The sequence below is a fragment of the Actinospica robiniae DSM 44927 genome (assembly GCF_000504285.1).
Lineage (GTDB): Bacteria > Actinomycetota > Actinomycetes > Streptomycetales > Catenulisporaceae > Actinospica > Actinospica robiniae.
Map to the genome: position 1 here is coordinate 3,816,744 of NZ_KI632511.1, position 26,962 is coordinate 3,843,705.

Genomic DNA, 26,962 nt, shown 5'->3' on the forward strand with positions numbered 1-26,962 from the left:
GGTCATCCCGGAGTTCGATCTTGTAAACGGTTGAACTGGGCGTCCTGTTGAGTCTTGGCGGCAACGGCGTCGACGGCTCTCCCACGGACCCCGTCGCCCCCTTGGAAGTGAGAAACCATGAGCCCGATCCACGATCTCGCTCCCCAGTTGGCGAACGCGCGGGCCTTCTGGCTCGGCTACGGAGCAGAGAGCCGGCTCGAGGGGGATCTGACGACGTACCGCAGCGGACTGGGTTCCCCGTCGTTGAACGGCGTACTCAGGTGGACCGGATCAGACTTCGATGATGCGCACGCGCGGGCGGCCCTCGAGTTTGCCGGCGTGCCATGGTGGTGGTGGGTCGGACCGGACAGCCGCGCCGACACGGCTGACCGGCTCCGGGCCTGGGGCGGCAAGCTGGCCGCGCGGCAGCCGATCATGGCCATGGATCTGGACCACGCGAACCTTCCCGAACCGACGGCCGCCCTGACCATCGTTGAAGTGACCGACCCTGCCACCCTCCGGGAGTGGGTGAGCACGATCGCTCCGGTATTCGGTGTCCCCAGCCGGTCCATCGAGGCCCGCACCGCCCTCGAGTTCGGCAGGGAGGGCGACATCACGAGATTCGCCGGCACCATCGACGGACGGATCGTCGCGACCGCCTCGCTGTTCGACGCACACGGGATCGCCGGCGTGTACACCGTCGCCACCGCTGAAGGCTTCCGCCGACGCGGATTCGGCGCGGCGATGACCGCCGCAGTGATGCGAGCCGGCCGCGAGCGAGGCCTGAAGGTGGCGACACTGCAGTCCTCGTCCGCGGGGGAACCGGTCTACCTTCGGATGGGATTCCAGCAGGTGGCGGAGTACCGCATCTTCACACCTCCGGACGCCGACGCCAAAGCATGCCGCGGCTCCCACCGCCAATAGTGCGGCTTTCAAATGTACGCCGTATCATAGAACGCCACAACAAATAGTACGCCTACCAAGACCGCCATGCTCGAAACAATGACACCGGCAACAGAGGGCCAAAGCATCAAGTCAGATTTTCGCGTACGCCTGATGCCCACAACGGACAGTGCGAAAGCGATCAGGCCGATGACCAGTCCGACAAGCACCGGCGCGGTGATCAATCCGAGAATTCCAAGCATCATTCCGGTGACGCCGTATATTCCGCTTGGAATCTCGCGAGCAGGCACATACCGATACGAGCTCCCTAGCGCTCCGACACGCAACCCACTCGGCTGCCCGTCGTCGGATACAGGGAACTGATCTTCGTCCTGGAATTTCCCGCGAGACTCAACCATAACAATCCCCCTGAAAGCGCATGCGAACTACATTCGCAGTAAGGCTTGCCAGAAGCCAGAGACACTCGGCCCAGCCCCCACACCATAGTAAGGCCCATGTTGATGAGTAGGACGAGCAAGCATGCTTTGACGTCGGCACTGGGGAGCAGCTCGTATCAGGCGGTCCTGCTCAGGTCCCACCGCTGGGGCAGCGGCTCGTATCCGGCGGCCACATAGGTGGCGACAGCGGCGGTGTTCGCGCTCGGGGTGCAGACGAGCGCGCTCGACGCTCCCATCTCCTGCAGCGTGGCGGCGGCCGCGACGCAGATCGCGGCGCCGTGGCCGCGTCCGCGGTGGTCCGCGTGCACGCCCATCGGCTCGAGGAGACCGGGCTTGCCGGGCCCGGCCGACCAGACCGTCACCGCAGCCACTGCATCGTCCTGCTCGTCATAGCCGATCAGACAGCGCGCATCGGCGTAGACCGGTCCCGCCGCCACGACGTGCCACACCTCCTCGGTGAACCTGGGGCTGCCGAACGCCGAACGGTGCACGGCGGTGCGCGCCCCCGCCGTTTCCGGACCGACCACCGCGATCCGCAGTCCCCGATCCTCCACCGGTTCGGCCAGAGCGCGGCACAGCGGTGTCCACGGGTCGCTCTGATTCCAGCCGGCCTCGGCGAGAACGCCGCGGACAAGAGCGCCGTTGGGCAGCTCGACGCCGACCTTCCCCGCCGGCAGGACGCCGCGTGCCGGATCGTTCAGGTCCGCAGCGAGACACCTCGCAAGATTCGCGTCCTGCCGCAGGTCCGGTGCGGTCGTCAGACGCAGCAGATCGGGGGCGTCCAGATATCCGACGGCGACGATTCGGCCGTCCGCACTCCAGGTACGCACGTCTCCGGCCAGCTTCTGCGCACCCGCCGCCCAACCCCAACCGAGATCCCCCGGATGCAGCTGGAACGGCGTCAGATCCTCCTGCCATGCGCGCAGGGCCTCCACAGCGCCGGTGAGCCCGTCGAGGCCGGGCTCGTTCAAAACGATGGCCATACCCGCATCCCACACCACCACGGCCGCCAGCCGCACCCCGTTTTCACCCTCACGCTGCCTGTTCCGGGGTTTTCCAACACTCGGCGCGGCGACGTCCATGCACGTCTTGAGTCGGTTTCCTCTGCATCGCCTGTTCGCCTGCTTCAAGGCGCTCGGCTGAGTCATACTTGTCCTGAATTAGGCCACTGAGTCGTCTGGTGGGAGGCTCGTTTGAGCGTGTGGTTGTCGGTCGAGGGAGACGATCCGGCGGAGGGTTTGGCGCAGTTGTCGGATTGGCTGGGCCGTGAGTCCGAGCTTCGCGGCCTGGTCAGGCCTGGCGACAGCGCTCCCGGGCCCGGGGAATTGGGGGCGCTGGCCGACGCCCTGGTGGCTGCGGTGGGCGGCGGTGGGGCGATCAGCGTGCTGGCCGCTTCGCTGAAGGCGTTTCTGGCCCAGCCGCGGCGCTCGGACGTACGGATCGTGCTGCGTACGTCGGACGGGCGCAGGGTGGAGGTGGATGCCAAGCGGGTCGGCAACGTCGAGGCGCTGGTGCGCGAAACGCTGAGGCAGCCTGAGTGAGCCTGCGGGCGATCGACCCGGCGCGCTCTCGGGTCGTATTGGTCGGCACCTCGACGTACGCTGCCGCTACCCCGCTGCTGCCGAACGTGCCCGTGGTCGACAACAACATCGCGGATCTGGCCGAGGTGCTCATGGACCCGGAGTTGGGCGGGTTCGACGCAGCACACTGTTTTGTCGCGCCGCCGGCGGCAGGCGTGGCGCAGGTCGGTGACCTGCTGATGCAGGCGGCAGCCGAGGGCCAAGACCTGCTGCTGTTCTACTACAGCGGCCACGGCTTGCTCGGGCCGCGTCGCCGGGAGCTATACCTGACACTGTTCGGCACCCGGCCGGACCGATTGGCGTTCACCGCTCTCGCATTCGACGCGGTACGCGACGCGTGTCTGGAGAGCCGCGCCGCCAACCGGGTGGTGATCCTGGACAGCTGCTTCAGCGGTCGAGCGATCGGTGAGACTCTCACGGGCGACGAGGAGGAGGTCCTGGGTCAGATCCAGGTCTCTGGAACGTACACGCTGGCCTCGGCACCAGCGAACCGGAGCGCGCTGATCCTGCCCGGCGAACGGCACACAGCGTTCACCGAGCGATTGCTGTCCCTGTTGCGCGAGGGCAGCCCTTCGGCGGGGGAGATGATCAGCCTTGGAGACATCTACCGCCATCTGCTCGCCCGGCTACGCGACGAGGGCCTGCCGTTACCGCAGCAGCGTGGGACCGAGACCGCCGATTTGCTCGGGCTGGTCCGCAATCGCCGCCTCCCGCCGCCAGTGCCCACGGTCACGTCCGTCGCGGATCCGCCAGACACTGCGGATCCCAGGAGCAGCGAGTGGGAAGCCCGTTGGCAGCCGGATGAGCGGCGTCGACGGGCGGATGCGATTTTCGACTCGTCCATCCACGCGGCGTACGCGATGGTGGGCCGCGGCGCTAGCGCATCGGCGCTGGAAGCTGTGGCGAAGGGACTTGCGCGAAGTGATCCGCAGCGGGCGGTTCACCTGTTCGGCGAGGCCGGAAGCCTGCTCATGGCCGAGCCGAACGAAGGTCGGCATCTGACGGCTCTCGCGGCCAGGGCGGTGCAGAGCAATCCCGAGTCGGCTCTGCTGCGCGATGAGGCCGAGAGGCTTGCCCGCAGCACCGGAAGGTTGACGTGGGACGCGCTGGCCGGCGTCGCGGAATTCATGGCCGAGGGCGATCCGCAAAGGGCTGACCGTCTCGCGGCGACGATCACCGACAAGCGGCTCAAGGCACCGGCCTTGACCGAGATCGCATGGCGCCTCGCGCACGACGATCCGGACCGCGCCGAGTTTCTCGCGCACAGCATCCGCGAAAAGATGTACAAGCCTATTGCCATGGCCTATGTCGCCCGCGAGGTGGCGAAAGCCGACCCGCACCGGGCGGTTCTGCTGCTGAACGAGGCCGAGCGGGTCGCCTGCAGCATCCGTCGTGAGGACTACCGTGAACCGGCGATATACCAGGTCGCGAAGGTGTTCGCGCTGCGCGACCCTCAGCGGGCCGTACTCATCTCGCAGAAAACCGCCGACCCGGTCGCACGGGCGTGGATTCTGGCCGGCATAGCCGCGGTGGTGGCGCGCAGTCACCCTGACCATGGGACCTGGCTGCTCGGCGAGGGAGAGCGGATCGCGCAGAGCATCACCCTAGAGCGGCACAAGGCATCGGCCCTCGCCGAGGTCGCCATGGCCGCATCGACAAGTGACCCGGGGCGCGCCTCCCGGCTGCTCCGCGAGGCCGAGGCACTCGCCCAGAACATCACAGGCGACGCCGATAGAGAACCCGCACTGGTCAAAATCGCGCAGGCTGCGGCAGTGAGCGACTTGGCCAGGGCTTGGCGGATCGCGCACGCGGTAACCGACGCGGCCCGGCGCACGGAACTGACGACTCATCTTGTGGCTGCTGCGCCAGACAGCGACCGGCCGGAGATGTCCGTCCAGATACTGGACGCCGCCGAGAGCCTGATTCTGGATATCGCCGATGGGCCTGGCAAGATCCGCGCGCTGGCCAGACTCGCGTTGGCTGCCATGAGCAGCAATCCACAGCACGCGGCCCGGCTGCTCGCCGAGGCCGAGAGCCTCGCACAAGGCGCTACACCGACGCTGTACACGATCGAGGCACTCGTCAGTGTCGGACAAGCATGGCTGAATGAGGACTGGCCGCCCCACCCGTGACGCCCCGTTGCGATTGATCAGAACGGCGCCGAGAACGTCCTGTTCCATACCGGAATCAATGCAGGAACTATGATCTGCGACTTCGTGATCCGCGTCGAGTGGCGGCATGACGACGTCGGAGGGACACGGCCAGGACGAAGGCCAGTGCCGCAGGAGGTGGCAGCACGGCGGTCACGGGTGCCGTCTCGAAGAGCACGGCGGCGAGGCCGGCGCCGACGAGGAGGCGGCCGGACAGATCAGGGCGACCGGGTCGGGCCGGGTGCGCGCAGCCAGCGCCGCGTCGGCCTTCGCCGCCGTGAACGACAGAGTCGACGTCCTGGGGCTCCGCAGCGCGCCTCCTCGCGTAGCGCTCTCGGGCCCGAGTAAGACTCAGCCGATCGTCGGGGCCGCCCCGCACCTCGTCTGCATACGGGTCGTCCTGGCCGTCGTCTTCCCATCCGCACTCGTCACAGATGTCGAAGCACGCGCGGCTGTCCAGGGTAAACGGATGACAGCAAGTGCATTGATACAGATTGCCCTCCATCTCCCGGGCAGGAGGGAACGTCCGCGTCGGATTTACGGCAACCCTTCGACCTCTCGCCAGTAGGTCGGGTCAGTCGGCCCGGCGATTAGGGCAAGCGCCGTCTGTACCGCCGCCTCGAAGAGCTCGGCCAGGTCACTGAAGTCCGCAGCCACGGAGGTGAACCGCTGAACGTAGTGCGTGCCGTGGTCGGTGTCGCAGTGGCACGCGATGCCGAGCTGGGCCGCCACCTCATACCCGGCGTTGCGCGCCCATGAAACGTCTAGCTCGACCTCAGCCCAGTCTCCGTCACGGTCTTCGACACTCATCGCCCTGTATAGGACGACCGGCGTTCCGGGCGTGGGCGCTCCCGGGTAGGTCGCGTGCGCAGCCATCCATTCCCAGATTGCCGGATCTTCCTCCGGCCGGGAACTGTCTAGAGTCTCACCGGCGGCGCGAATCCGGCTGATACTGCTCGCGGTCTGCCGAGGGAACAGTCGCTCAAACGGAGCGTAGTTGAGCGTCCCGCGTGTCATGTGGGCCTCCATGACCGCGATTTTCGCAGCGTCCGGTGTCGGGTGCAGGCACGTCCTCGACCTGCTGCGCGAGCAGTGGCCGACCCCGACCTGGTTGAGCGGCTTCGCGCGGGAGTTCCTTTAAATGCCACCGACCAGAGTACCTTTTATGGTGGAGGCGGCGAGGGATGTACCGATTATCCCACTCATAAGGCCTTTTAGGAACGGAACGATCGCATGAGCATGGCGTATCTCGCACAGCCGGACCAGCAGCAGCAACTCGAATGGCTCAACGGCGGCACGCTGGCGATGTTGCTCGACGGCAAGGCGACCGACGGGCAGTTGATGATCGGGCGCTTCGACGTCGCCGAGGGCGAGGCGCCTCCGTACCACCGGCACACCCGGGAGGACGAGGTCTTTCTCCTACTCAAGGGCACGGCGCTCGTCTGGTGCGACGACCAGGAGTACGAGCTCGCCGAGGGCGGCGTCGTCTACCTGCCCCGCAACATCCCGCACGGCTATCGCATCACCTCGAAGAAGGCCGACCTACTGATGATCAACACGCCGGCCGGCATCGAGGGGATGTTCCGCGAAACCGGCCGCGACAAGTCCGCGCCGCGCCCAGCCGGCTTCGAGGTCAAGCCGGACCCGAGCCTGGCGAACAAGTACGGCAACGTCATCGTCGGACCTCCCCGTTGACCCGCCGATGACGCAAAGGGCGAATACTCCGACAGTCCAACGCCCCGGTGCGCCGACCACGCAATGGCTCGCGGTGATGCTGGAGCTCAAGGCCGACACCGTGGCCGAACACGCGGGTGTGCGGAACGCTAAGGCGAGCCGATGCTCAAGAAGGTGCGCCGGCTGATCGCATCGGTCAACGACACCCGCACGGGCACTCGACCTGGAACGGCACGGCCGACGCACCATCGCCGGCGTGACCGTCCGCAGCCGGGCCGACCCAAGGCGACCGGGCCGGTCAGCGGCGGTGCCCAGCGCGGCTGCGGAGCAGGAATAGGAAGGCCTCCGGGGTCAGCCGCCACATCGTCCAGCCGGAACAACCGAGGAAGCCGCCCACCGGAGCGAAGATCAGCGGCGCGAGCCACCAGGTGCCGAGGTCGCGCACGTCTTCGGCGCTGCCGGGGTCGGCGGCGAGATAGGCGATCTGGATGGAGGCGCCGACGTGCGTACCGGCGTGCACGTCGCTCGTCCACGTGTCGAACGATAACCCGTCCTGGAGCGTGAAGCTGAGTTCGTAATCGGTCTTCCTGCCGTCGCGGCGCTCGTCCTGCACGAGCGCGCTCGTGCGGATGCCGTTGTCCTCGACGTCTATGGTGCGGACGGGCACGTAGACGGCCCCGACCAGCAGACCCGCGGCGCAGACGGCGAACACTCCGCAGACCAGCCACTGGCCGATACTGTGTCTCGACGGCCCGCCCCGTATGCGCATGAGTCCATCATGGCTCAGCGGACCGGGCAGTCCGTCTCGCGCCGAGTGCACGCGGCGAGACGGCACTGGTATCGTCCCTCTTCCGCAGAAATACATAAGGGGCTGTTCATGGGGCGGGAACCGGCGCGGAGCACCAGTCCGGAGCCTGAGGACGAACGTCCCGTGATCGAGGACGCCCGGCCGGCGCCGGAAGACGCGGTCGCGGGTCCGAATTCCGCGGCCCGTACAGCGAGCGGACCGCGTACGCGCGACCTCGTCCTGCTGCTGGCACCGATCTGGGCGCTCACCGCGGCGGCGGTACCGCCGCTCGGGTTGGCGATCTTCATCGCGGGCTGGGGTGGCGGCGTCGGCGCCATGCTGCTCGCGCTGCTCGCCGCGCTGGTGGGCGTGACGCTGGTGATCGCGGCGGCGGCGCAGCCGGGCCGGGTGCTGATCCCCTCCGGCGACACCTGGGGCGGCCGGCTTCGCTGGGCCGGCAGCGTGTGCCTGCTCGGGACCCTGCTGATCGCCGTCGGCGGATTCCTCTGGCACCGAGACCCGGCGCCGTTCGGCAACGCCCTGGTGCGGACAGGGCTGATCGGCTGCGCCTACGCGCTCGCCGCCGCGGCCCGCACCCGCACGAACGTCCTGCGCAGCGCCGCGCGCGCAGGGCTCGGCGCGGTCGTCGTGCTGGCCCTGGGCTTAGCGGCGGCGGCGTCCGGCCACCACGACACCGCCTCGCCGCGTCAGCTGCCTTCGCCCGCCTCGTCGGCGTGGATACCGAGCAACCTCATGCTGGTCGGCGACACTCCGGCCGGCTACCGGCCCGTCCCCACCTCGCTCAGCGAGGAAAGCGGCGGGGCCAGCCCGTTCCTGGCCAGCTACACCTGTATCTCGAACTGCCCGCCGGATCCGTCGCCCGGGCAGGCGCCGGTCATGATGTACGAAGCGGCGCAGTCTGGGCCGCAGAGTTTCAGCAGCTACCAGGCCCTGTGCGGCCCGAATCGGGAGAAGGGCTACGAGTGCACCAGCTTGGGTCCGCAGATGTGGCTCGCCAGGATGACCTCGTCGTCCACGGTCTTCCAGGTCGCCATATACGAACACGATGACGTCGAGTTCACCCTCCAGGCACCGCCGACGATGGACCCGGAGCTGTTGCGCGCCTACATGTTGAGCATCCACCCCGCGTCGAGCGCGGAGCTCGCCTCCCTGCTCCAGGGATACTCGGACCACGGCTGACCGCGGGCGGCCACCCCAGGTGAGTGAGTCCGGTGCCGGGTCAGTGGTCGTAGGCGGTCAGTGATCGGGTGGTCGATCAGCTGGCGCAGCTTACTTGTCACTATCGAGACGTTGATGGCAATGGTGGTGTGATCTTTGCTGGTCACGCTGTTGCGGACGGCATCTGGAAGCATGCGGGCCTTCGCGCCGTCGCACTACTGGTGTGGTGGAGGTTCACCGGTTCCGCGCGGAGGCCATTGTCTGTACGTTCAATCCGTGGGGAAAACCAGATTCAGCATGCCGCCCGGGCAGATGCTGCTCGGAGGCGTTGGGTTGCCGGTTGTGGCGCTCTCGATCGGGCTGGCCCAGGGCGGGTACATGGGCGGCCACAAGCATGTACTTGCCGCACCGATCATTGCCGGGATCGTGGCGATCGGTTTCGTGGTCATGTTCTTCGGGCGCACTACTGTGCTGAAGCCGGAGGGCATCGCATATGGGTATTTCTTCTTCGCCACTCGGCCGATCGCCTGGGCGCGCATCACCGACGTCACGGCGGACTCCAAGGTCCCGCTGAAGGCTGGCCGCCTGTCCTGGCAGGTCACCATCCATCTTGATGGCGGTGGTGCCGTCCGCCTGCCGGCACCCTACGCGGTCGGCAGTGAGCCGAGCGCCGCCTTTCGAGCTGAGTATGAAGCGATTCATCAGCGCTGGCACCAAGAAAAGGCGCACACGAAGTCGCCGACGCGGCGCGGGCGGCGACGCTCGGCTCGATAGGGACTCGAGCGTTACGGGATCTGCGAACGGTCCGACAGGGGCGAGCACGGGAAGACACGAGGTGTCGCCTATCGTGTATCGACGCCGATTTCGTGAGGTCTTCGACGTAGAAGCAGGTTTTCACCGTGGGCGGCGGCGAAGCGTTGTTCGAGGTCGTGGATGCGGGCGCAGTTGGCGGCTCGTTCGCGGCCGAACCGGAGCCCGGCCGGCGGGAAGCAGCGGACGCGTCGGATCTCTCAGCGAGGTGCGGCCAGCGATCTCTCGGTTGAGCGGTGGGAGTTGATCGGGCCGGTGATCGAGGCGTGGAAGGCTGCGCACCCCTCGGTCTCCGGGCATCAGGGCCGCTACGAGATGCGCGAGATCGTCAACCCGATCCTCTGCCAGACCGGCACCAGCTGCCAGTGGCGCTACCTCCCGCGCGATCTTCCGCCGTATGGCGCGGTGTACTACTACTTCGCGCTCTGGCGCAAAGACGGGACCGACAAGCAGATCCACGACCTGCTGCGAATGCAGGTCTGTGAGCAGGCCGGCCGCAGTGAGGACCCGAGCGCGGTGGTGCTCGATTCGCAGCCGGTGCGTGCGGCGGCGGGAGTGCCGAAGACCACGACCGGGCTGGACGCGGCAAAGAAGACCCCTGGCCGCAAGCGCGGGCTTGCCGTGGACGTTGTAGGGCTGATCATCGCGGTCGTGGTGATGGCCGCCAGCGCCCACGACAACGTGATCGGTGCCGCGCTGCTGACGCGGGTGGCGGCCGAGAACCCGAGTGTGTCCAAGGCCTTCGTCGACGCCGGGTTCAAAGACCAGGTCGCCATCCACGGTGCGATGCTCGGCATCGACGTCGAGACCGTGTCCCGTCTCGATGGCGAGAGCGGGTTCCGACCGCTGCCGAGGCGGTGAGTGGTGGAACAATCACAGGGCACGTTGATACTGCACCGGCGCCTGGTGCGCGACTACGAGCACAGCCCAGACTCGACGGCCTCCCGGGTGTACCGGGCCGCGACCGCGAACCTCACCCGCCGGCTCACCTTCAGCCGCACCCTTCCGTGGCGGTGGTCGTGAACGGCCCTTTGACCATCCCAGATCTGCTCCACAAACTAGCCTCCCGCCACGCCGCGGCCGAAGCAGAGATCGCCGACCTGCGCGAACAGGTGGCCAAGCTTAGCGGCGAGCTTGCTGCCGCCGAGTGCGAACGCGACCGTTGGGCCTCGACCCGCGAGACCATCCTGGCGTTGGCCGGCGAGCACCAAGCCGCGCCCGCCGTGCTCACCGAACACCGGTGACCCCCACTCAGACCACCCCTACGACCCGGAACTCCAGAGCCTGCTTCCCTATCGCCGGTTCGACGAAGAAGCCTGGGACGAGCGCAGCCCGGAGCACGCGCTCTCCGTCGTCGGGGGGTGGGTGCGAACAGGCGAGTCAGCCCGCTGTACCGCCCCTGCACTGTCAGTGCAGGGCCCACAATCGTTGGACCCTGCAACCCCTTGACCCCCAGCTTCACTGTGACGCTGACCTGAGCGTTAGTAGCCTGACGGCGTGTTGGCTAGCCGGAGCGAAATGGCCTGATTCCGGTGGCGTGCGGTGCCGTCGGCGTCAGTCGCTGGCGTCGGCGGGTGCGCCGCGCTTGTCTTCGATGTGAAGCACGACCGGCTCTCGGCCGTCTTTGGGTGCCGAAGTCACCTGCCGGACCACCAGCAGCGACGGGGCCATACTCTCGCACCAGTTCGGTAGCCTGGTCCGCCAGATCACCCTCGGGCTGCATCAGGATGACACACGTGCCGTTGGCGAACAGAACCCACGATTTTTGGTCGCCGATGATGATGCTGCGCCATTTTTCAATCAGAGCGGCGGTCTCCATGGGTAGATGATGCCGGTGACCGCCGACGCTACGGCGTGTCCCCTCGATGGGAACTCGGGACACCTACGCGGCAAATCTGGACATCATGGCTCACTGCGGTACCGCCCACGGCTCGGCCATCAGTACGACTCGATCAAACTCGGGATCAAAACCGAGGACAGGATGCTGCCAGTCACTCTCGGCGGACATCAACACGGGTTTGGCCAGATGGCGACCGATCGCCGTCAGGAACTCGCAGAAGACGTCGAGCCGCCCTTGGCCCTGCAACTCCGACAGGTCAACATCGAAATCGATGGTCTCCCCACCGCCGGCCCACGGGCGGAAGATCGCAAGGAGTTCCGGGATCGGACGTACCCAGATGTTGAGTAGTTCGTCCTCCGCCGAACGGTTGAACACGGCTTGTAGCGGTGGCAGGTCGATGGCGCGGGCGCCCTCGTAGCACTCCATCCTCCAACCGCACGACCGGATCAGACCGAAAAGTGACTGCCAGTCCGCGACAGAAACGCCTGGGACATGCACGTCAGGCAAGCCACCCATCAAGTCCGGGTCGAAAAAGCACCGGACCTCCTCCCAACGCAGATCAAGCATGCGCCTATTCTGCACGGATACTTCGCACTCGCAGCCTCGTGGCAAGAAGCCGAGCCACCCGATCAGGCCGCTGCCTCAGATGAGGCGGCGGCCCCACGGACACCGAGACCGCCACGCAGCCCTGGACTTGCCCCCGCCCATGGCGAGGGCCGGTTTGCGCCAGGTGGCGACGGCTTGGACCGCGGTCGTGCAGGCCGCCGACGGGCCTCAGCCGACCGCCGGCTTGATCTTGGACAGGCCGAGGACGCCGCTCACGAGGCGGTCTCGGGTACGCAGCGGAAGGCGGGCGAGCAGCCCGATCAGCCGCGTGTCCGCGCCGACCGTGTAGCGAGCCTTCGGCCTATTCGCCGTCATTGCCTTGACTGCGGCGTCGGCCAGGATCTTCGGATCGGACATCTTCATTTTCGCTCCGGCGGCGTTCACCGCGGCGAGCTGCTGCTCGTACAGCGCGCGCCGAGCGGGCGGGAGCTGCGTCATCGCCTTCTGGGCCGCGGAGTCCGCGGTCGCGAAGATCTCGGTCTGCATGGCGCCCGGCTCGAGGACGACGACGTCGATGCCCCAGTGCGCCAGTTCGACTCGCCAGGCGTCCGAGAGGGCTTGGAACGCGGCTTTGCTCGCGGAGATCCCGCCCAAGAACGGCGCGGGGATGCGCGCGGTCGGCGCCGTGACATTGAGGACCCGGCCGCGTCCGGCACGCAGCAGCGGCAGGAACTCCTGTGTCACCCGCGCCGCGCCGAAGACGTTCACCTCGAAGCCGCGTCGCAGTTCACTGTCAGGGCACAGTTCCAGCGGCCCCTGGATGATGACGCCCGCGTTGTTGACCAGGCCGTGCAGCGCGGTCACGCCGGCGGCGTCCAGTTCCTCCCGCGCCGCGATGATGCTCTCCTCGTCGGCCACGTCGAGCTGGACGACGCCCACGCCGGGGACCCGGCCGAGCTCGCGCCGAGCGTTCTCGGGCGAGCGCACCCCCGCGTAGACCCGGAAGCCCCGTTCGGCCAGGGCCCGGCAGACTCGCAGGCCCGCCCCCCGGGACGCCCCCGTCACCAGAACCGTCTTTTGCTGTCCGTCCGCCATGGCGGCCTCCACCTCTCAGCAGTGACACCTGTATGCAGTGACATGGTTCATCTGACATGTAAGAATCTACATGTCACTGTCGACTGTCCGCAAGGGCGTGCCAAAATGGCCTGATCAGCCCCCTGTGCCCGAGGAGTCGCCTTGTCGCTGCGCCACGGATTGCTCGGTCTGCTCGCCGAAGGGCCGGCCAGCGGCTACGACCTCGCCGGTCGCTTCCAGGAGGCGCTCGGTTCGGTCTGGCCGGCGCAGCATCCGCAGATCTACGCCGAGCTCGGCCGGCTCGCCGACGCCGGCCTGATCGAGGTGGAGAGCGTCGGCGCGCGCGGACGCAAGGCCTACCGGATCACCCCGTCCGGCCTGGCCGAGGTGCGGCGCTGGTTGCGCGAGGGCGACGTCGACCGCACCTTCCGGGTCGAGGTGCTGATGCGCGCGTTCTTCTTCTGGCTGATGGAGCCGGAGGATCTCGACGCCTTCCTCGTCGCCGAGGAGCGCTACTTCGACGAGACCGCCAAGGCCTTCCGCCAGTACGCGGACCGCAAGGACCGCGGCGAATTCGGCACCGGCCCGCAGACCCGTGCGCTCCGGATCGCGGCGGAGGCCGGGATCCGGGTCAACGAGGCGCTGGCGGAGTGGGCGCGGTGGGCCAGGGAGACCGACCTGATGTCGAGCACCGAGTTCGGCACGGGCGGTGGGTCGCAGGACGGAGCAGAAGGCGGCCAGGCGGCGGGCGGCGCCTGAAGCAGCGGGCCGGAGCCGAGTATCCGCAGGTCCCAGACCACCCGGGCGCGGCGCCGATTCGCGTCGGCCTCCACGATATCGCCGATCTGGAGCGAGCCCGTCTTGCGGGCCGGAAGCACAATCCGAGCACTGTGCGGTGCTTCCCTTGTGTACGGCGCGCAGACAGGTCCGCTCCTCGCAGGAAATGGCGGCCGGTACCCGGAGGGCGTTCAGCTCTGCCACGGTGCGATGAGGTCATCGGGCCCGAATACCGCGTCGGCGTGTTTGGTGGTGCTGCCGGCGCGGCTGATGGCGATCAACGGAAGGGGCTGATCGGTGATGCGGAGGCGGTGGCGCTGGAGGGCGAGCATGTCGTGGTCGTCGAACGGCGCGTTCTCCAGCCATTTGATCGACCCGAGGAATAGCAGCTGTTTCGCGATCGGCTCGCGGTCCGCTCCGACGACGTCGATCTCGACGTCGTTGCTGCGCGTCCAGAACGCGCCGACGACCGGGACGGCGGGGATGGCGTGCGCAGGCAGCAGGCGCAACAGCGAGTCGCGGATGAGCGGCTCGATCGCGCGTCCGCGCCAGGAGGTCCAGCCTCGTCTGATCCGGTCCAGGGTCAGGTCGGAACGTATGCGGTCGATCTCGGGCAGGTGCGGGCCGAGGAAGGCGAGCCAGAAGCGGAGGTAGGTGTCGGTGATCCGGTACCTGCGTTCCTTCGAAGGCTGAAGGGAGAGCGGGAGTTCCCCGGCGACGATCCGCTTGTCGATCAGCAGGTCGGTGGCGCGGGTCAGGGTCGAGTGCGCGATCCCGCCGGCGGCGCGCGCGATGTTCGTGAAGGTCCGCTCGCCGCTTCCGATCGCCTCGAGGACCGCCCTGGCCTGCGCCTGGTCGGGGAACTCGGCGGCCAGGGAGAGCTGCGCGGAGGCGACGATCGGGCTGAGCGGGTCCGCGAGCTCCCTGGCCAGGAACGACCAGAGTCCTTCACCGCTGCGCCACCGGGCGCAGACGATCGGCAGCCCGCCGGTCACGAGCGCGGCGTCGAACGCGGACGCCGCATCCAGCCCGGTCATCTGCGCCACCTCCGCCACGTTGAGCGGGCCCACCGGCATTTCACTGCCGCGCTGGTGGAAGGGGCGGCCGTAGGAGGTGAGTGCCTCCATCATCGACAGGTCCGAGCCGATGAGCAGGAGCAGGACCGGGCGGTGTGAGAGTTCCCGGTCCCACGCGCGCTGCAGGATGCTCTCGAACGCTCCGGAGTCGTCCATGAGGTAGGGCACCTCGTCGAGCACGACCACGCTGGCCTGGTCCTGCGGGAGCAACCCGGCGAGTTGGCGAAGCGCCGCCGTCCAGTTCCCGGGTGCGGCTTCATCGAAGATCGCCGCCTCGGGCAGCGAGGAGGAAGCGACGTCGTGCGCGAACTCCTCGAGCGGTTCCGCTCCTCGGCCGAGTTGTGCGGTGTGGAAGACGTACGGCACCCGGCTGTGGCGGACGAACTCACCGACGAGCGCGGACTTCCCGATGCGCCGGCGCCCGCGGATGATCACGCACCGGCCCGGGCGCTGCCCACCGATCGCCGAGCGCACCTCGTCCAAGGCCTGCCCTAGCGCCGCGAGCTCACGGCGCCGGCCCACGAAGTCCGCCATCGGCGCTTCCCTTCTTCGGAGAAGATGCTTCCTCTCCAGATAGTATCGGCGAAGAAAGTATTGCGCATCGATTTGGACGGCCTTGGCCTGTGGCCTGCATCGGACCGCGCGGTGTCGATCACCTCGCTCATCGCGTGGAGCGCCCTTGGCACCCTGGGCTCCCCGGGCACCCTGGGCTCCCTGGCGTCCATACCTGCGGTAGTACGGAGCGGACGACGGGGCGAGAACGGCGTCCAGGGCGGTGCCGACGCCGGCCGTCCAAGACGTGATCCTGGACGGTGCTACCGGCTACCACTCGATCTCGGTCACCGTGGTCTGAACGACGACCGAGCGAAGCCGCCGGTCACATTGATCACACTCGCAGGGCGAAGCGCAGGCTCTCGCTTCCGTGGTGCGTCGTCGTTCCATCGGGGCTCAGGCCCACCGCCGCGGCAACACGGGCCGACGGGACGTTCTGCTCGCGGATGACGGCGAGAACGAGCGCGGGCTCTTCGCGCTCGGCCGCGGCCCGGACTGCCGCGGCGGCCGCCTCGCGGGCGTAGCCGCTGCCCCATGCGCTGGGCCGGAACCGGTAGTAGAGGTTGTATACCGCGCGGTCGGCTTCGAGTCCGCCGGTACGCCGGACCCCGGCCACGCCGACGACCTCGCCCGCGCAGCCTCCGCTTTCGCGGACCACCCAGTAGCCGACGCCGTCCCGGTCCCAGTCGGCGATCCACCCCACCAGCATCGCGGCGGCCTCGCGCGGGCCGGTCGGACCGTTGGGGTTGAAGGCGTTCGTGGCCGGGTCGCCCTGGATCTCGGCCACGGCCCGCTCGTCGGCCGGAGTGGGAGCGCTCAGGCACAGCCGGTCGGTGTGAATGTGCCGCGGGGGCAGCGGATTCGGGGTCGCGTCGGTCATTCCGGGCTTACCTCGCAGGTCTCGGGGACCACCATGCCGCGCGCGTCCGAACGCGCCGCGGCGAGCTCACTGTACGGTGCCATCCGCCGGAAGCCGAGACGCGCCAGGCACATCGTCCACGCCTCGCTCGACAATCAGGACCCGGACGGCTAGGGACGCGATATCCAAACATGATAGAACATCTCTATGGCAGAGACGAAGCGCGCCCGCTGGAGCCTTGGCGGCCCTGAGACGGTCATGGCCAGCCGTCGCCATGCGGAAGTCAAAGCGTCACAGTCGCGTGGTTGATCTGCGGCAATATGCTGCCGACGCCGCGCGCCGCGGCCAACCGCAGCGCCGAGTGGCCTCGTCCCGTACGGAGTCGGCCTGGACCCGGGACGAAAAAGATCAAGTGAACTTTTTCTAACATTTATCATCGCAGACCATTGACGGCCTCAAGCGGCGCCCCTTGTATTGACTACGTCGTCTCCATCCCACGCGCCGAGCCGGTCGTCCACCTCGCCGGGACAGCGAAACGCCTCTATCTACCCATGGAGTCCTCGATGGAATTCAGCCGTCGCGCCTTCACCGCCCTGGCCGTGGGCACCGCCGGATCGCTGGTCGTGGCGCTCCGGTGGCCGTCGTCCGCCTCATCCGCAGCCGCTGCCGACGGAGCCGCCTCGGCCAAAGGGCCCGCGGCTCTCATCGCCGGCCAGGTGCCGTTCGCGGTGAATCCCGAAGTCGGTCACACCGTCACCTTCGACCCGTACTCGCTGATCATCGACGGCGCCCGGGTGCCTATCTGGTCCGGGGAGATGCACCCGTTCCGGCTCCCCAGCCCGCAGTTGTGGCCCGACATCCTGCAGAAGCTGCGCGCCAACGGCTACAACGCCGTGAGCATCTACGTGGCCTGGAACTTCCACTCCTCCGCCGCGGGCGTTTACGATTTCACCGGCGTCAGGGACCTTGGCCAGTTCCTGAGCGATGCGGCGAACGCCGGGCTGTTCGTCACCGTGCGGCCCGGGCCCTACATCAACGCGGAGGTGGACGCCGGCGGCTTCCCCGGCTGGATGACCACCAGCACCGGCACCGCGCGCACGAACAACTCCACCTACCTCGGACACGTCGACGAGTGGCTGACGAACGTCAACGCCGTCATCGCACAGCATCAGTACACGACCGGTGGTGGCACCGTCGTGCTCTACCAGATCGAGAACGAGTACTCCGCGCACCTGACCGACGGCGTCGGCTCCGCCTATATGGCCCATCTGTATGCCAAGGTCCGCGCCGACGGCATCACGGTGCCGCTGTTCCACAACGACAAGGGCCGGAACGGCGACTGGACCCCCGGGAGCTTCAGCACCAACGGCGAGACCGGCCGCTACCTCTACGCCTTCGACGGATACCCCTCGCCGAGCAGCACCCCGCCCGACTGGGGCCTCTACGGCACCGGCGGCGCGACCGGCGGATCCACGGCGAGTCCCACCACGCCCGGGTTCGAGGCCGAATTCGGCGGCGGCTGGTTCGACCCCTGGGGCGGCGCCGAGTTCTCCGGCCTCGGCTACGCCCAGGCCCGCGTCACCCGCAGCCCTGCGTATGAGCGGCGCTTCTACCTGACCAACCTGGCCAACGGGATCAAAATCCACAACGTCTACATGACCTTCGGCGGCACCTCCTGGGGCTGGCTGCCCGCGCCCGTCGTATACACCTCCTACGACTACGGCGCCGCGATCGACGAGGCGCGCAACCAGACGTCGAAGCTCGTGCCGATGAAGCAGATCGGGCTCATGCTCGAGACCGTTCCCGACCTCGGCAAGCTGACCACCGGGGCCGCCACCGCCGCGTCGAACTCGAGCGTGAAGGTCTACCACCTGACCAACCCGGACACGAGCGCGCACTTCTACTTCCTGCGCAACGACAGCACGTCAGACCTGTTCTTCACGGTGCCGGTCACGACCAGCGCCGGCACGCTGACCGTTCCCGCCGGCGGATCCGGCATCCAGCTCAACGGCCAGGACATGAAGGTCGTGGCCACCGGAATCAAATTGGGCCGGCGAACCCTGCTGTACTCGACCGGACAACCGATGTATCAGGCCACGATCGGCTCCCAGGACGTCGCGGTGCTGACCGGACGCACCGGCGATCCGATCGAGGTGATGCTGCCCGCGACGACCGCGCCCACGGTGACCGTGCTGGCCGGCTCCGCGACCTCCAGCTACGACACGGCACACTCCCGGCTACGGATCAACGCCACGCTCTCCGGTTTGATCAGGGTCCTGGTGAATTTCGGAGACGGCGGCCTGCCGCTCCTGCTCCTGCTTGCGGACGACGCCTCCACGGCGACCCTGTGGCGCTACCCCAGCGCCGCCGGTCCAGTCCTGGTCACCGGCCCGGCACTGCTGCGTACCGCAACCGGGTCGGGCAGCACGATGCAGTTGACCGGTGACACCACCGCGGCCGCCTCGCTCGAGGCCTGGACACCCGCCGGATTCACCGCTCTGACCTGGAACGGGAGCAGCATATCCACGACCAGAACCAGCTCCGGGAGCATGCTCGCCTCGACGCGGCTCTCCGCCGCACCCGCCGTAGCCCTGCCCACCCTGAGCTCCTGGCGGTACGCGACGGAGAATCCCGAGTCGGCTCCGGGCTTCGGTGACTCCCACTGGAAGGTGGCGAACAAGACCACTTCACAGAGCATAACGCCGGTACCCGCCGGCAATCCGGTGCTGTTCGCCGACGACTACGGCTACCACTACGGCGACGTCTGGTACCGCGGCCACTACACCGGCACCGCCGACGTGACGTCCATCAGCCTGTCCTACTCCTCCGGCACCCTCGGCGGACTGATGGCCTGGCTCGACGGCACCCCGCTCGGCGTACACCAGCAGCCCACCCCGACCACCTCCAACGACTCGACACAGAACTGGACCGCCACCGCGACCTTCAGCGTGCCGAGCTCCCTTCAGGGCAGCGGCGCGCACGTCCTGTCAGTCCTCGTGCGCCCGATGGGGCATAGCGAGGACGGCGGCGCCAACGACGCGCACAAGGCCGCCCGCGGGCTGACCGGCGCCGCCTTCACCGGCGCCACGCCGAGCATGACTTGGATGATCGCGGGAGGGACCGCCGACCCGGTCCGCGGCCCGATGAACAACGGCGGCCTTTACGGCGAACGCTACGGCTGGTACCTGCCCACCTTCGACGACAGCGCCTGGACGGCGACGACATTCCCGCGCGCCGACACATACCAGGGCGTGCGCTGGTACCGCACCAGCTTCACCTACGCCCCGCCCGCCGGAGTGGACGCGTCCGTCGGCCTCGCCCTGACCGACGACTCCACCCGCGCCTACCGGGTACAGATCTTCCTCAACGGCTGGAACCTCGGCCAGTACATCAACAACGTCGGCCCTCAGCACACCTTCGTACTGCCTAACGGAATCCTCCAGCCCAACGCGACGAACGTCCTCGCCCTAGCCGTCCTCGCTTCCGGCACCACCCCCGCCGGCCCCGGAACCGTCTCCCTGACTCTGCTCGGCTCCGCCCTCGGCGGCGCGTCGAGCTGAGCCTCAAGGTGTCAGATGAGCCGATTCGACGGACGGGCCGCACGCTCGCTGCGTCTCGGCTCGTGCGCCGCGACGATCCCCAAGAGCCGTGGGAACAACTGCGCCGACTACTCGAGTTCATTCCTCGAGTCCTGATATGGCCGGCCCCCCTGCTCCCAGCCGCGGATCCCGGACCAGGTCGTCTGGGTGGACATGCAGACGGATCAGGTGAGCAACACCCCGATCCGTCAGCACGCGGCCACCGTGTGGGCGACCGTTCTCGACGCGCAGGAAGACCGGTGTGAGTCACGATGAATCCCGGAAGATGGCAGGCCTACCCGACGCGCTGCGCCACGCCGGTGACCGCCGAGGAGGCGGCACGCGTCGTCGATCGGTTCCTGTATTCGCAGTACAACCGCGAGCGCGGCGACCTGGTGGACATCGAGGAATACGAAGCCTGCTTCACGGTGCGGAAGAGACCCAAGCCTGAGCCGGCTGCGGATGCCACCGCGCCACCACGCCCTCCCGAACCCGGGCACTCCGTGATCGTCATCGACAAGGAGACCGGCGGAGTCACCTTCTGGCCGAGTTGGGCGATGGCCGCCGTCGCGGACGCCTACCAGCAGGCCAAAATCGCAGGACAGGTGCAACTGCTCAGCGAATGGCCCACCACAGAAGCTTGACCTTCGGGGCCCCGAGTATGCCGACCTGCGCCCGAACACCCCCGGCCGAGACTACGAGCGACTGGCGGTTTGGTCTGATCTTGGTGAGCGACTCATCTACGATGTGTGGCGAGGGTTAGCCTGCGGGCCGCTGGCACGGGGGCCCACAGCTGTGGCGCGTCCCGCGGCGATGGCGCTCGGCCGAGGGTTGCCGGCGCGCGGCGTGATCCTTTGCCGCTCGACCCGGCCGGGATCTGCGGGGCGCGGCCACCACGTAAGTCCCCCGGGAGTTGTGGTCGGTTCAACGGCTCCGGGCGACTCGCTCGCGCCTCGGGGCGGTGGCGGCCCGAGTACATCGACGAGGAAGGTGTCCACGTGAGCGGCGGTTATCGCAGCGAAGGGTGCTGAGGTCTCGGCGTCGTTGAGCGGCTCGGCCGATCCGGGCGTCGTGCCGAGGATGGCTTCTGCGACCCGGAAGGGCACTGCGGCCGCTTGGGCCGCGTTCGCGGCATTCACCTCCTCGATCCGTCCGATCGCCTCGAGATGAGGATCCAGCCGGCCGGGATCGGCGCCGGCCCGTCGCTCGGGAAAGAGCGGTTCGAACCGGTCCACCAGGACCCCGTCTTCGCAGTACGAAAGCCGGAGCACCGCGTCGTGCTCAACGCACAGCAGGCGCGTTCCTGCGCCGACTCGGCGGAGCACTTCGGGCCGGGGGGTGAACGAACTGCCCTGTTCGACCAAGAGCGACCACGAGCCGACGCGCCCGACCGCGAGCCTCGCCCTCGTTCCGGGCACTGCCGTACCGAGACCAGTCGCTCCCACCACGGTCGCGCTCTCGATCGGACGGCCGTCCGCTGCTCGCGCGAGCAGTTCGTCCGGGCTCAGATCCGCGGCGAGTAGGAGGCAATGACCAGGCGACAGATCGGGTACGGGCATGGGCCATGCGGGAGCGACCCACGATCCATCGGCGGGCAGGCGCCCTGCGAATCCGCGAACCGCCGCCGTTGCTTCCTGGTGGCGCCGGGAGTTGTCGCGCGCGGCTTCGTCGCGCGCTGTCGGTCGCCGCCGCGGCGGCGGCACGCCGAGATCCGCGGCGAGGTCGACGACCGCGGCCGGGCCGAGCCGGTTCGGCCGGCCGGACACGAGCCTGTGCAGCGCGACGCGCGCGCCCTGCTCGCCGGGCACTTCGTCGCCCGTGAATACGGCGGCGGCCGAGCGCAACGCGCCCAGCGCGGTGGTCACGGTCCGCAAGGGCGGCTCCGGGTCGGTCGAGGGGTCGATGACGGTGTGCCAGTGCAGCGACGAGCTCAGCCTGCGAATCAGGAGGCTGATGGACGAATCACGCCAGAGGATCGGCGCTCGCCCCGGAGAGTGCTCCGTCCGCGCGGTCACGTCGGTGTGAGCGGGCCTCGATGCGAGCAAGCCGATCAGCTCGAGAGCCTCCGGCCACCGGCTCAGGTCCGCGTCCTCGGCGAGCCTGCGCGCCTGGAGCGGCACGGCCGCGGCGACCGCGGCATCCGGCGCCGCTTCGATCAATGCCGCGGCCTGCGGACGCGGTAGATCAGGCGCGCCTGCCGATTCAGCCCGCGGTGCGGCATCGTCCAGGACGGGTAGGACGATCCCCCCGGGCAGCGCCTGCTCACTCCAGCCTGGTTTCAGGCTCACACCGGTCAGCCGCGCTGCCAACTCGAGTACCGCCGGCAGCGCGGCGCATCTCCGCACCTCTGACAGGCGATCACGAAGCCCGGGCGCAGAGGCGATGACCTGCTCGATCTCGGCGCTACCCAGACCGCTGACCCGGCCCGGCGCATTGGCGATCATGGCGGCGGCCGGTCTGCCCTCGCGGTACCACGCGAGACGAGGTAGGCCTTCGGGATCCAGACTGACGGCCACCGCCTGTGTGCCGCGCGAGACCTCGCGCAGAATCTCCGGTCTGGCGCCCTCGGCGCTGGAGTCTTCGATGATGAATACACCGCCCGGCGTGCACGCGGTCGCGCCGCTTCCGATGCGTATGAGCGGCACCGCCAGTTGTTCCGGGAGCCCTTCGCGCAATGCCTCGCAATCGCGCTGTGTCAACGGCCGGGCCTCGCCGTATCGGCCGCCGAAGGCCTCGTAGACGGCAGCGATTTCGGCGTCGGCGACCAAGGTTATGCATATCGCTCGTGTGCCAGGATGCTGTATCTCAAGGATTGCCTGCCCAGGTGCCGAAGGCATCCGCCGGCCTCTTCTCCACGCTTGATGTGTCGCGGCCCCATCCGCCGAATGGCTGCCCGCCGAAAGTGGGATCAACCGGGCTGCCGGCGGCGGTCTCTGACTGCCGTACTAAGGTCTGCTCTGGCCCTGGTCTTCAGGCCGCGCGAGCAACGCCCAAGGCGACGCGGGCAAAGATAGCTGAATCACCGTGCCCGCAGTGCCGTACGGACCGTAGACAGCGGATTTGCTATCGCATGAGCCGGTGAACGGGCCGATGACCACACGTCCCGCCGTACACGCCACGTAGAACGTCGTGGGGCCGGTCAGCTTCAGCTGACCGTCTTTCGCACCGTAGCCGGAGTCGAACACCGTGCTCAACCCGCTACCCGCCTTGAGCGCGACGACGGCGGTCAGGTCGTCAGCCTGCAGTGCAAGAGCCTGCTGGTGATGTCGTGTCAACCAGTAAGCACCGCAGGCTCCCCCCACGACGGCCGCGAACACACTGGTGAGTGCCGCGTACGGCAGCCACCACCGGCGACGCCTGCGTACCGAGGACGACCCCACGGTTTCGACCGGTTCGCCCAAAGTGATATCGAGCTCTGCATGGACTGTCTCGTCGATCAACGGCTGACTGGAAATAGCATCTGGTAGGAAAGGCGGTCATCCGCAAGGTCGCCGATGACCGTGAGCGCCTCGTCGAGCTTGAGAAACTCGTCCCAGGCCGGCAACCCGCTCGCCGCCGACAGCCGATCGACAACGAGGTTCTCAAGCTCTGGGACCCGCTTGTTCTTCCATACCTTGTCAGCCAGGCTCACCAGCAGATCCTCGGTCCCAGTCGCCGGAGTCCACGTCGCGTGCGTCGCTGCGAAGCGTGCGAGATTCGGCGCGACCCCATGGGTGACGAGCAGGTCCCTGCCGGCTTCTTCATGCCGTGCACCGGGTCCGGAGAGCTCGGCGGGGTACAGAGTCTTGCCGATATCGTGCGTGGCCGCGCCGAAGCAGACTGCTGCGGAGTCGATGCTCAGGTCCAAGCCGCGCCGCTTGACCCAGTCGATGAGTTGTACCGCGACGTCGTGCACCAGTCGGAGATGCGCGACAAGCCGCGGCGGCGCGCCGACATCACACAACAGCCTCGCAGGCGCATCCGGCAGCGGGCGCAGCGCAGGCCGCTCGGTTTCGTCACATGCAATCGAGAGCACATCGGCAGCAGTCACCGGGACAGACTAAAGCCCTTCAACCACTGAAGCTCATCATGAGGCTGACATATGAGCCCTTCGAACCTGCCGAGTGCGCTCTTCGTCCCGGACTTGTGGCAAGGCCCCGTAAATCAGGGCGGCCTTACGTCAGGGCATCGGTAGGCGACGTCTATTAGTGCTGAACGTCGCGTCGATTGCTGTACTCCGCTGCGGTGCCCGGCGCCTCTGCCGCGCGATCGTCTGGGCGCCTCCGCTACCGACGCCCACCTTTTGCACCAATGCGGTCAGCTGTCGCGGCGGTGGCTCGTCGGGCGGCGATCGGGCGCGCGCCAGCGTGGCAATCGACGATTGATATCAGAGAATCGGTCGCGTGATGCCCGTAGGGCCCATACGCTCATGGCGGCGCAGAGCAGGCTGATGACGACAAAGAGGGCACTGGTGAACAATATGTGGCCTGCGCCAAGGTCCAGTGCGAAGTCGCTGTGGTTGGGATCCCGCGGGTCATAGACGACAGGGACTTGGTGTCCGATGGGCGCTCCGCAACTGGAGTCGATGCGCACGTTCCAGACCTTGCCGCCGGCGTCGGCGAACTGGACGTCACAGTAGGTGTTCTTTTGCTGCTCGCTGTCGGCCAGTGCGGTCGCGCTGACCTGCACCCCATGGTGCCTCAGCGATTCGCTGTCCAGGGCCGACATGACTGCACCGACGACCATGAGAGCGGCGAACGCACCGAAAAGAACGATGCATACCAACTGAAACGGCGACCACCGAGCGCGACGGGCACTCACTACTTCATCCTGCCTGGTAGAGACATGTAAGCGACTGATTCTCGCACTTGGTGATCACATGGCTTGTCATTCCGACCGGCGACAGCGACCCGTTTCACTGATCACGACTACGCCCAGCGCGCCTCCGCAAGACTGATCATCGCCGAAGCCGCCACCCCCAGCGCAGTCGGCCAGGCACACCCCACCATCCCCGCCCTCTACCGCCAAGCGCAAGTGGCAGGGTGGCGGCGCGTCACCGACGCGGTACACGACGCGAACGGGTACCGCATCCACCAATTCCTGGCTATGAACACCAACCATCGCAAGGACAGCTACGGCGGCGAAGTCGCACACCGCATCCGGTTCGCCCTGGACGTGGTCCATGCCGTCGCGGAAGCCATCGGGCCGTGTTCTAAATGTTCTAAACCGTGCCGACTCCAGCCAGACATGAGGCGCGAAGGGCTCACACCCTTCTGACTCAACTCGGCACGGCCCGGGTCATGCCGGCGATCCGGCAGGGGCGCCGGGCTCCGGCGGGCGGAATGCGGCGAAGGCGTTGGTGACGACCAGCTCGCGGCTTGCGAACCGGTACAGGCTGGCCGGCCTGCCTCCGGCCGCGGTCGGGCGGGCCGTGCCGGGCGTCGGCTCGATCACTCCGCGCCGCGTGAGGATCCGCTGCAGGTTGGTGGCGGCCACCGAATGCCCGAGCGAGGCGGCATAGATGTCCTGTAGCTGGGCGATGGTGAAGGTGTCCGGGGCCAAGGCGAAGCCGATGTTGGTGTAGGACAACTTGGACCGCAGCCGATCGCATGCCGAGCCGATGATCGAGCCGTGATCGTAGGCGGTTGCCGGAAGGGCGTCTACCGCGTGCCACGCCGTATCGGGCGGGATACGCGGCTGTGCGTCGGTGGCGACCAGGGCCAGATACGCGGTGGCCAGCGATCGGCCGCGCGGGTCGCGGGCCGGGTCGCTTCGGGTCTCGAGCTGCTCGAGGTGGGCGATCCTGGTGATGTCCACCTTGGCCGCCAGGTGCCGGCTGAGTGAGGCCCCCAGCCGTTCCTCCCCGCCCAGAGGGCCACACGGGAGCGACCATTTTCCTTCGAACGGCGGGTTGGCCCGACGCCACAGCAGCACATGCAGACGCCCGCTGCGCACGCTGAGCACCACGCCCAACACCTCGTGCGGGAAGCAGTCCGCCGCTCTCGAGCGTGACGGCCCCGGGCCGGGGCCTTCAGCGGCTTCAACCACCCTCTCCGCTGCGGGATCGGTCATGCCCGGACGGGACTGCTCGGTGCGCACATCCTTCATGCTACTGTGCTGACATGGTTTTCGACTCATAGGCGAAAACCCGGCGGAGAGGAAGAAGATGACTGGCACTGCGACGGCCACGCAAGAGGCCGGCACGGCATGGGCGCACGAGGTCAGGCGGCTCGCCGCCGAGCGCGACGCCGTGATCCTCGCGCACAACTACCAGAGCCCGGAGATCCAGGACGTCGCCGACCACGTCGGAGACTCGCTCGCCCTCTCCCGTCTGGCAGCTGAGGCAAGCGCGAGCACCATCGTCTTCGCCGGGGTCTATTTCATGGCCGAGACGGCCAAGATCCTCGCGCCGCAGCGGACGGTGCTGATCCCCGAGCCGCGAGCGGGATGCTCGCTGGCGGACAGCATCGATGCGGAGCAACTGCGGGCCTGGAAGGCGGAGCACCCGGGCGCCGCGGTCGTCGCGTACGTCAACACCACTGCCGAGGTCAAGGCGGAAGCCGACGTGTGCTGCACGTCCGCCAACGCGGCGGAGATCGTCGCCGCCGTTCCGGAAGAACGAGAGGTCCTCTTCCTTCCCGACCAGTTCCTCGGCGCGCATGTGCGCCGGGTGACGGGCCGCACCAACCTGCACGTCTGGCTCGGTGAATGCCACGTGCATGCGGACATCAGCCCGGCCGAACTGCGCCGGAAGGCCCAAGCCGACGCGGAGGCCGAACTCTTCATCCACCCCGAATGCGGTTGTGCGACGCCCGCCCTGTGGCAGGCGGGCCTGGGGGACCTTCCGGCCGAGCGGACCCGCATCCTGTCCACCGGGGGCATGCTCACAGCCGCCCGCGCCACCCGTGCCCGAACCGTGCTGGTCGCCACCGAGACCGGCATGCTGCACCAGCTGCGGAAGGCGAACCCGGCGGTGCGGTGGGAGCCGGTCAACCCGGGCGCCGTGTGCGAGTTCATGAAGATGACGACACCCGCCGCACTGCTCCGATGCTTACGCGAAGGCACGACCGAGGTGCACGTCGACCCGTTCGTGGCTGAACGGGCCCGCCGGGCAGTGGAAGCGATGATCGCGGCCGGGTCCTCCTCGGCGGTGGGAGAGTGAGCCGCGCCATGCTCCGCCAC

The 26,962-nt window shown here is 68.0% G+C and carries 26 protein-coding genes and 3 pseudogenes; 14 read left to right on the forward strand and 15 right to left on the reverse strand.

Annotated features, from left to right (window positions below; translation table 11 throughout):
- Positions 1–117 precede the first annotated feature (117 nt).
- Positions 118–903 (forward strand): GNAT family N-acetyltransferase, encoded by a 786-nt coding sequence (locus tag ACTRO_RS16150; protein WP_051450926.1) that lies wholly within the window; start codon positions 118–120, stop codon positions 901–903.
- Between the two features lie 8 nt (positions 904–911).
- Here ACTRO_RS16150 and ACTRO_RS16155 read toward each other — a convergent pair whose 3' ends face one another.
- The gene (locus ACTRO_RS16155) at positions 912–1,172 is read right to left on the reverse strand and encodes a hypothetical protein (protein ID WP_157436272.1); all 261 of its coding nucleotides are present in this window, start codon (positions 1,170–1,172) and stop codon (positions 912–914) included.
- Positions 1,173–1,435: 263 nt separating this feature from the next.
- The gene (locus ACTRO_RS16160) at positions 1,436–2,302 is read right to left on the reverse strand and encodes a GNAT family N-acetyltransferase (protein WP_034275118.1); all 867 of its coding nucleotides are present in this window, start codon (positions 2,300–2,302) and stop codon (positions 1,436–1,438) included.
- A 216-nt stretch (positions 2,303–2,518) separates the two neighbouring features.
- Between ACTRO_RS16160 and ACTRO_RS16165 the strand changes: the two genes are divergently transcribed.
- Both ACTRO_RS16165 and ACTRO_RS43415 read left to right on the forward strand, forming a co-directional pair.
- The gene (locus ACTRO_RS16165; RefSeq protein WP_245594678.1) at positions 2,519–2,860 is read left to right on the forward strand and encodes an effector-associated constant component EACC1; all 342 of its coding nucleotides are present in this window, start codon (positions 2,519–2,521) and stop codon (positions 2,858–2,860) included.
- Entirely contained in the window at positions 2,857–5,031 is a 2,175-nt protein-coding gene (locus tag ACTRO_RS43415) for a caspase, EACC1-associated type (protein WP_051450928.1), read from the forward strand. Before ACTRO_RS16165 ends, ACTRO_RS43415 begins: the two co-directional genes overlap by 4 nt.
- Positions 5,032–5,098: 67 nt before the next feature.
- Here the strand turns inward: ACTRO_RS43415 and ACTRO_RS50970 are convergent, their stop codons facing one another.
- Complete coding sequence (locus ACTRO_RS50970) at positions 5,099–5,554, reverse strand: CPCC family cysteine-rich protein (RefSeq protein WP_084316303.1); 456 nt, start codon at positions 5,552–5,554, stop codon at positions 5,099–5,101.
- A 32-nt stretch (positions 5,555–5,586) separates the two neighbouring features.
- The gene (locus tag ACTRO_RS16175) at positions 5,587–6,078 is read right to left on the reverse strand and encodes a hypothetical protein (RefSeq protein ID WP_034263915.1); all 492 of its coding nucleotides are present in this window, start codon (positions 6,076–6,078) and stop codon (positions 5,587–5,589) included.
- 63 nt (positions 6,079–6,141) lie between these two features.
- On the opposite strand from ACTRO_RS16175, the pseudogene ACTRO_RS50975 reads away from it, so the two are divergent.
- Positions 6,142–6,267 (forward strand): annotated as a pseudogene (locus ACTRO_RS50975) (alkene reductase); the annotation flags it as partial.
- Between the two features lie 15 nt (positions 6,268–6,282).
- Positions 6,283–6,744 carry a cupin domain-containing protein gene (locus tag ACTRO_RS16180; RefSeq protein WP_034263917.1) on the forward strand — a complete coding sequence of 154 codons (462 nt, stop codon included), beginning with the start codon at positions 6,283–6,285 and terminating at the stop codon, positions 6,742–6,744.
- Between the two features lie 277 nt (positions 6,745–7,021).
- Here ACTRO_RS16180 and ACTRO_RS16185 read toward each other — a convergent pair whose 3' ends face one another.
- Complete coding sequence (locus ACTRO_RS16185; RefSeq protein WP_157436273.1) at positions 7,022–7,492, reverse strand: DUF3592 domain-containing protein; 471 nt, start codon at positions 7,490–7,492, stop codon at positions 7,022–7,024.
- A 162-nt stretch (positions 7,493–7,654) separates the two neighbouring features.
- On the opposite strand from ACTRO_RS16185, the gene ACTRO_RS43420 reads away from it, so the two are divergent.
- From ACTRO_RS43420 to ACTRO_RS16205, 4 genes and pseudogenes are all read left to right on the forward strand, one after another.
- Positions 7,655–8,710, forward strand: coding sequence for a hypothetical protein (locus tag ACTRO_RS43420; RefSeq protein WP_051450929.1), 1,056 nt, complete (start codon positions 7,655–7,657; stop codon positions 8,708–8,710).
- A gap of 255 nt (positions 8,711–8,965) precedes the next feature.
- A complete protein-coding gene (locus ACTRO_RS16195; protein ID WP_169739906.1) occupies positions 8,966–9,463 on the forward strand; it encodes a PH domain-containing protein in 498 nt (165 codons plus the stop codon).
- 231 nt (positions 9,464–9,694) lie between these two features.
- Positions 9,695–10,522 (forward strand): annotated as a pseudogene (locus tag ACTRO_RS16200) (IS5 family transposase).
- Complete coding sequence (locus tag ACTRO_RS16205) at positions 10,519–10,743, forward strand: hypothetical protein (protein ID WP_157436275.1); 225 nt, start codon at positions 10,519–10,521, stop codon at positions 10,741–10,743. Before ACTRO_RS16200 ends, ACTRO_RS16205 begins: the two are co-directional and overlap by 4 nt.
- Before the next feature lie 260 nt (positions 10,744–11,003).
- On the opposite strand, the gene ACTRO_RS47260 is transcribed toward ACTRO_RS16205, so the two are convergent.
- The 3 genes from ACTRO_RS47260 to ACTRO_RS16215 all read right to left on the reverse strand — a co-directional run bounded on the left by ACTRO_RS47260 (position 11,004) and on the right by ACTRO_RS16215 (position 12,980).
- A complete protein-coding gene (locus ACTRO_RS47260) occupies positions 11,004–11,318 on the reverse strand; it encodes a hypothetical protein (protein ID WP_157436276.1) in 315 nt (104 codons plus the stop codon).
- A gap of 90 nt (positions 11,319–11,408) precedes the next feature.
- Entirely contained in the window at positions 11,409–11,906 is a 498-nt protein-coding gene (locus tag ACTRO_RS16210) for a hypothetical protein (RefSeq protein WP_034263932.1), read from the reverse strand.
- A 207-nt stretch (positions 11,907–12,113) separates the two neighbouring features.
- Positions 12,114–12,980: an SDR family NAD(P)-dependent oxidoreductase gene (locus ACTRO_RS16215; RefSeq protein WP_034275133.1), complete on the reverse strand. Its 867-nt coding sequence runs from the start codon at positions 12,978–12,980 to the stop codon at positions 12,114–12,116.
- 141 nt (positions 12,981–13,121) lie between these two features.
- Here ACTRO_RS16215 and ACTRO_RS16220 point away from each other — a divergent pair, with 141 nt between their 5' ends.
- Positions 13,122–13,718, forward strand: a complete 597-nt coding sequence (locus ACTRO_RS16220; protein WP_063628010.1) for a PadR family transcriptional regulator — start codon at positions 13,122–13,124, stop codon at positions 13,716–13,718.
- A gap of 209 nt (positions 13,719–13,927) precedes the next feature.
- Here ACTRO_RS16220 and ACTRO_RS16225 read toward each other — a convergent pair whose 3' ends face one another.
- Together ACTRO_RS16225 and ACTRO_RS16230 are read right to left on the reverse strand one after the other, a co-directional pair.
- Complete coding sequence (locus tag ACTRO_RS16225; RefSeq protein WP_034263935.1) at positions 13,928–15,346, reverse strand: ATP-binding protein; 1,419 nt, start codon at positions 15,344–15,346, stop codon at positions 13,928–13,930.
- Between the two features lie 352 nt (positions 15,347–15,698).
- A complete protein-coding gene (locus tag ACTRO_RS16230) occupies positions 15,699–16,244 on the reverse strand; it encodes a GNAT family N-acetyltransferase (RefSeq protein WP_051450931.1) in 546 nt (181 codons plus the stop codon).
- Positions 16,245–16,786: 542 nt separating this feature from the next.
- Here ACTRO_RS16230 and ACTRO_RS16235 point away from each other — a divergent pair.
- Positions 16,787–19,783, forward strand: coding sequence for a beta-galactosidase (locus ACTRO_RS16235; protein WP_034275142.1), 2,997 nt, complete (start codon positions 16,787–16,789; stop codon positions 19,781–19,783).
- 338 nt (positions 19,784–20,121) lie between these two features.
- Positions 20,122–20,445, forward strand: a complete 324-nt coding sequence (locus ACTRO_RS16240; protein WP_157436277.1) for a hypothetical protein — start codon at positions 20,122–20,124, stop codon at positions 20,443–20,445.
- Positions 20,446–20,541: 96 nt separating this feature from the next.
- On the opposite strand, the gene ACTRO_RS16245 is transcribed toward ACTRO_RS16240, so the two are convergent.
- The 4 genes from ACTRO_RS16245 to ACTRO_RS16260 form a co-directional block, all read right to left on the reverse strand.
- Positions 20,542–22,638 carry a DUF6461 domain-containing protein gene (locus ACTRO_RS16245; RefSeq protein ID WP_281177863.1) on the reverse strand — a complete coding sequence of 699 codons (2,097 nt, stop codon included), beginning with the start codon at positions 22,636–22,638 and terminating at the stop codon, positions 20,542–20,544.
- Positions 22,639–22,746: 108 nt separating this feature from the next.
- Positions 22,747–23,241: a hypothetical protein gene (locus ACTRO_RS16250; protein WP_034263941.1), complete on the reverse strand. Its 495-nt coding sequence runs from the start codon at positions 23,239–23,241 to the stop codon at positions 22,747–22,749.
- Entirely contained in the window at positions 23,238–23,831 is a 594-nt protein-coding gene (locus ACTRO_RS16255; protein ID WP_034263943.1) for an HD domain-containing protein, read from the reverse strand. Before ACTRO_RS16255 ends, ACTRO_RS16250 begins: the two co-directional genes overlap by 4 nt.
- Positions 23,832–24,097: 266 nt before the next feature.
- A complete protein-coding gene (locus tag ACTRO_RS16260) occupies positions 24,098–24,601 on the reverse strand; it encodes a DUF3592 domain-containing protein (RefSeq protein ID WP_034263945.1) in 504 nt (167 codons plus the stop codon).
- A gap of 63 nt (positions 24,602–24,664) precedes the next feature.
- Here ACTRO_RS16260 and ACTRO_RS50980 point away from each other — a divergent pair.
- A pseudogene (locus tag ACTRO_RS50980) lies at positions 24,665–24,988 on the forward strand (oxidoreductase); the annotation flags it as partial.
- A 90-nt stretch (positions 24,989–25,078) separates the two neighbouring features.
- Here the strand turns inward: ACTRO_RS50980 and ACTRO_RS16265 are convergent.
- Positions 25,079–25,747: an NUDIX hydrolase gene (locus tag ACTRO_RS16265; RefSeq protein WP_245594393.1), complete on the reverse strand. Its 669-nt coding sequence runs from the start codon at positions 25,745–25,747 to the stop codon at positions 25,079–25,081.
- A gap of 199 nt (positions 25,748–25,946) precedes the next feature.
- Between ACTRO_RS16265 and nadA the strand changes: the two genes are divergently transcribed.
- Positions 25,947–26,942: a quinolinate synthase NadA gene (nadA, locus tag ACTRO_RS16270; RefSeq protein ID WP_034263947.1), complete on the forward strand. Its 996-nt coding sequence runs from the start codon at positions 25,947–25,949 to the stop codon at positions 26,940–26,942.
- The last annotated feature ends 20 nt before the right edge of the window (positions 26,943–26,962 follow it).

What these genes read in the sequence shown, in the direction of transcription:
- ACTRO_RS16175 (WP_034263915.1), bottom strand. Translation starts at nt 6,078, where the DNA reads ATGGAGGCCCACATGACACGCGGGACGCTCAACTACGCTCCGTTTGAG.
- ACTRO_RS16245 (WP_281177863.1), bottom strand. Translation starts at nt 22,638, where the DNA reads ATGCCTTCGGCACCTGGGCAGGCAATCCTTGAGATACAGCATCCTGGC.
- ACTRO_RS16215 (WP_034275133.1), bottom strand. Translation starts at nt 12,980, where the DNA reads ATGGCGGACGGACAGCAAAAGACGGTTCTGGTGACGGGGGCGTCCCGG.
- ACTRO_RS16150 (WP_051450926.1), top strand. Translation starts at nt 118, where the DNA reads ATGAGCCCGATCCACGATCTCGCTCCCCAGTTGGCGAACGCGCGGGCC.
- ACTRO_RS16160 (WP_034275118.1), bottom strand. Translation starts at nt 2,302, where the DNA reads ATGGCCATCGTTTTGAACGAGCCCGGCCTCGACGGGCTCACCGGCGCT.
- nadA (WP_034263947.1), top strand. Translation starts at nt 25,947, where the DNA reads ATGACTGGCACTGCGACGGCCACGCAAGAGGCCGGCACGGCATGGGCG.
- ACTRO_RS16180 (WP_034263917.1), top strand. Translation starts at nt 6,283, where the DNA reads ATGAGCATGGCGTATCTCGCACAGCCGGACCAGCAGCAGCAACTCGAA.
- ACTRO_RS16230 (WP_051450931.1), bottom strand. Translation starts at nt 16,244, where the DNA reads ATGACCGACGCGACCCCGAATCCGCTGCCCCCGCGGCACATTCACACC.
- ACTRO_RS16185 (WP_157436273.1), bottom strand. Translation starts at nt 7,492, where the DNA reads ATGCGCATACGGGGCGGGCCGTCGAGACACAGTATCGGCCAGTGGCTG.
- ACTRO_RS16235 (WP_034275142.1), top strand. Translation starts at nt 16,787, where the DNA reads ATGGAATTCAGCCGTCGCGCCTTCACCGCCCTGGCCGTGGGCACCGCC.
- ACTRO_RS16210 (WP_034263932.1), bottom strand. Translation starts at nt 11,906, where the DNA reads ATGCTTGATCTGCGTTGGGAGGAGGTCCGGTGCTTTTTCGACCCGGAC.
- ACTRO_RS50970 (WP_084316303.1), bottom strand. Translation starts at nt 5,554, where the DNA reads ATGGAGGGCAATCTGTATCAATGCACTTGCTGTCATCCGTTTACCCTG.
- ACTRO_RS47260 (WP_157436276.1), bottom strand. Translation starts at nt 11,318, where the DNA reads ATGGAGACCGCCGCTCTGATTGAAAAATGGCGCAGCATCATCATCGGC.
- ACTRO_RS16225 (WP_034263935.1), bottom strand. Translation starts at nt 15,346, where the DNA reads ATGGCGGACTTCGTGGGCCGGCGCCGTGAGCTCGCGGCGCTAGGGCAG.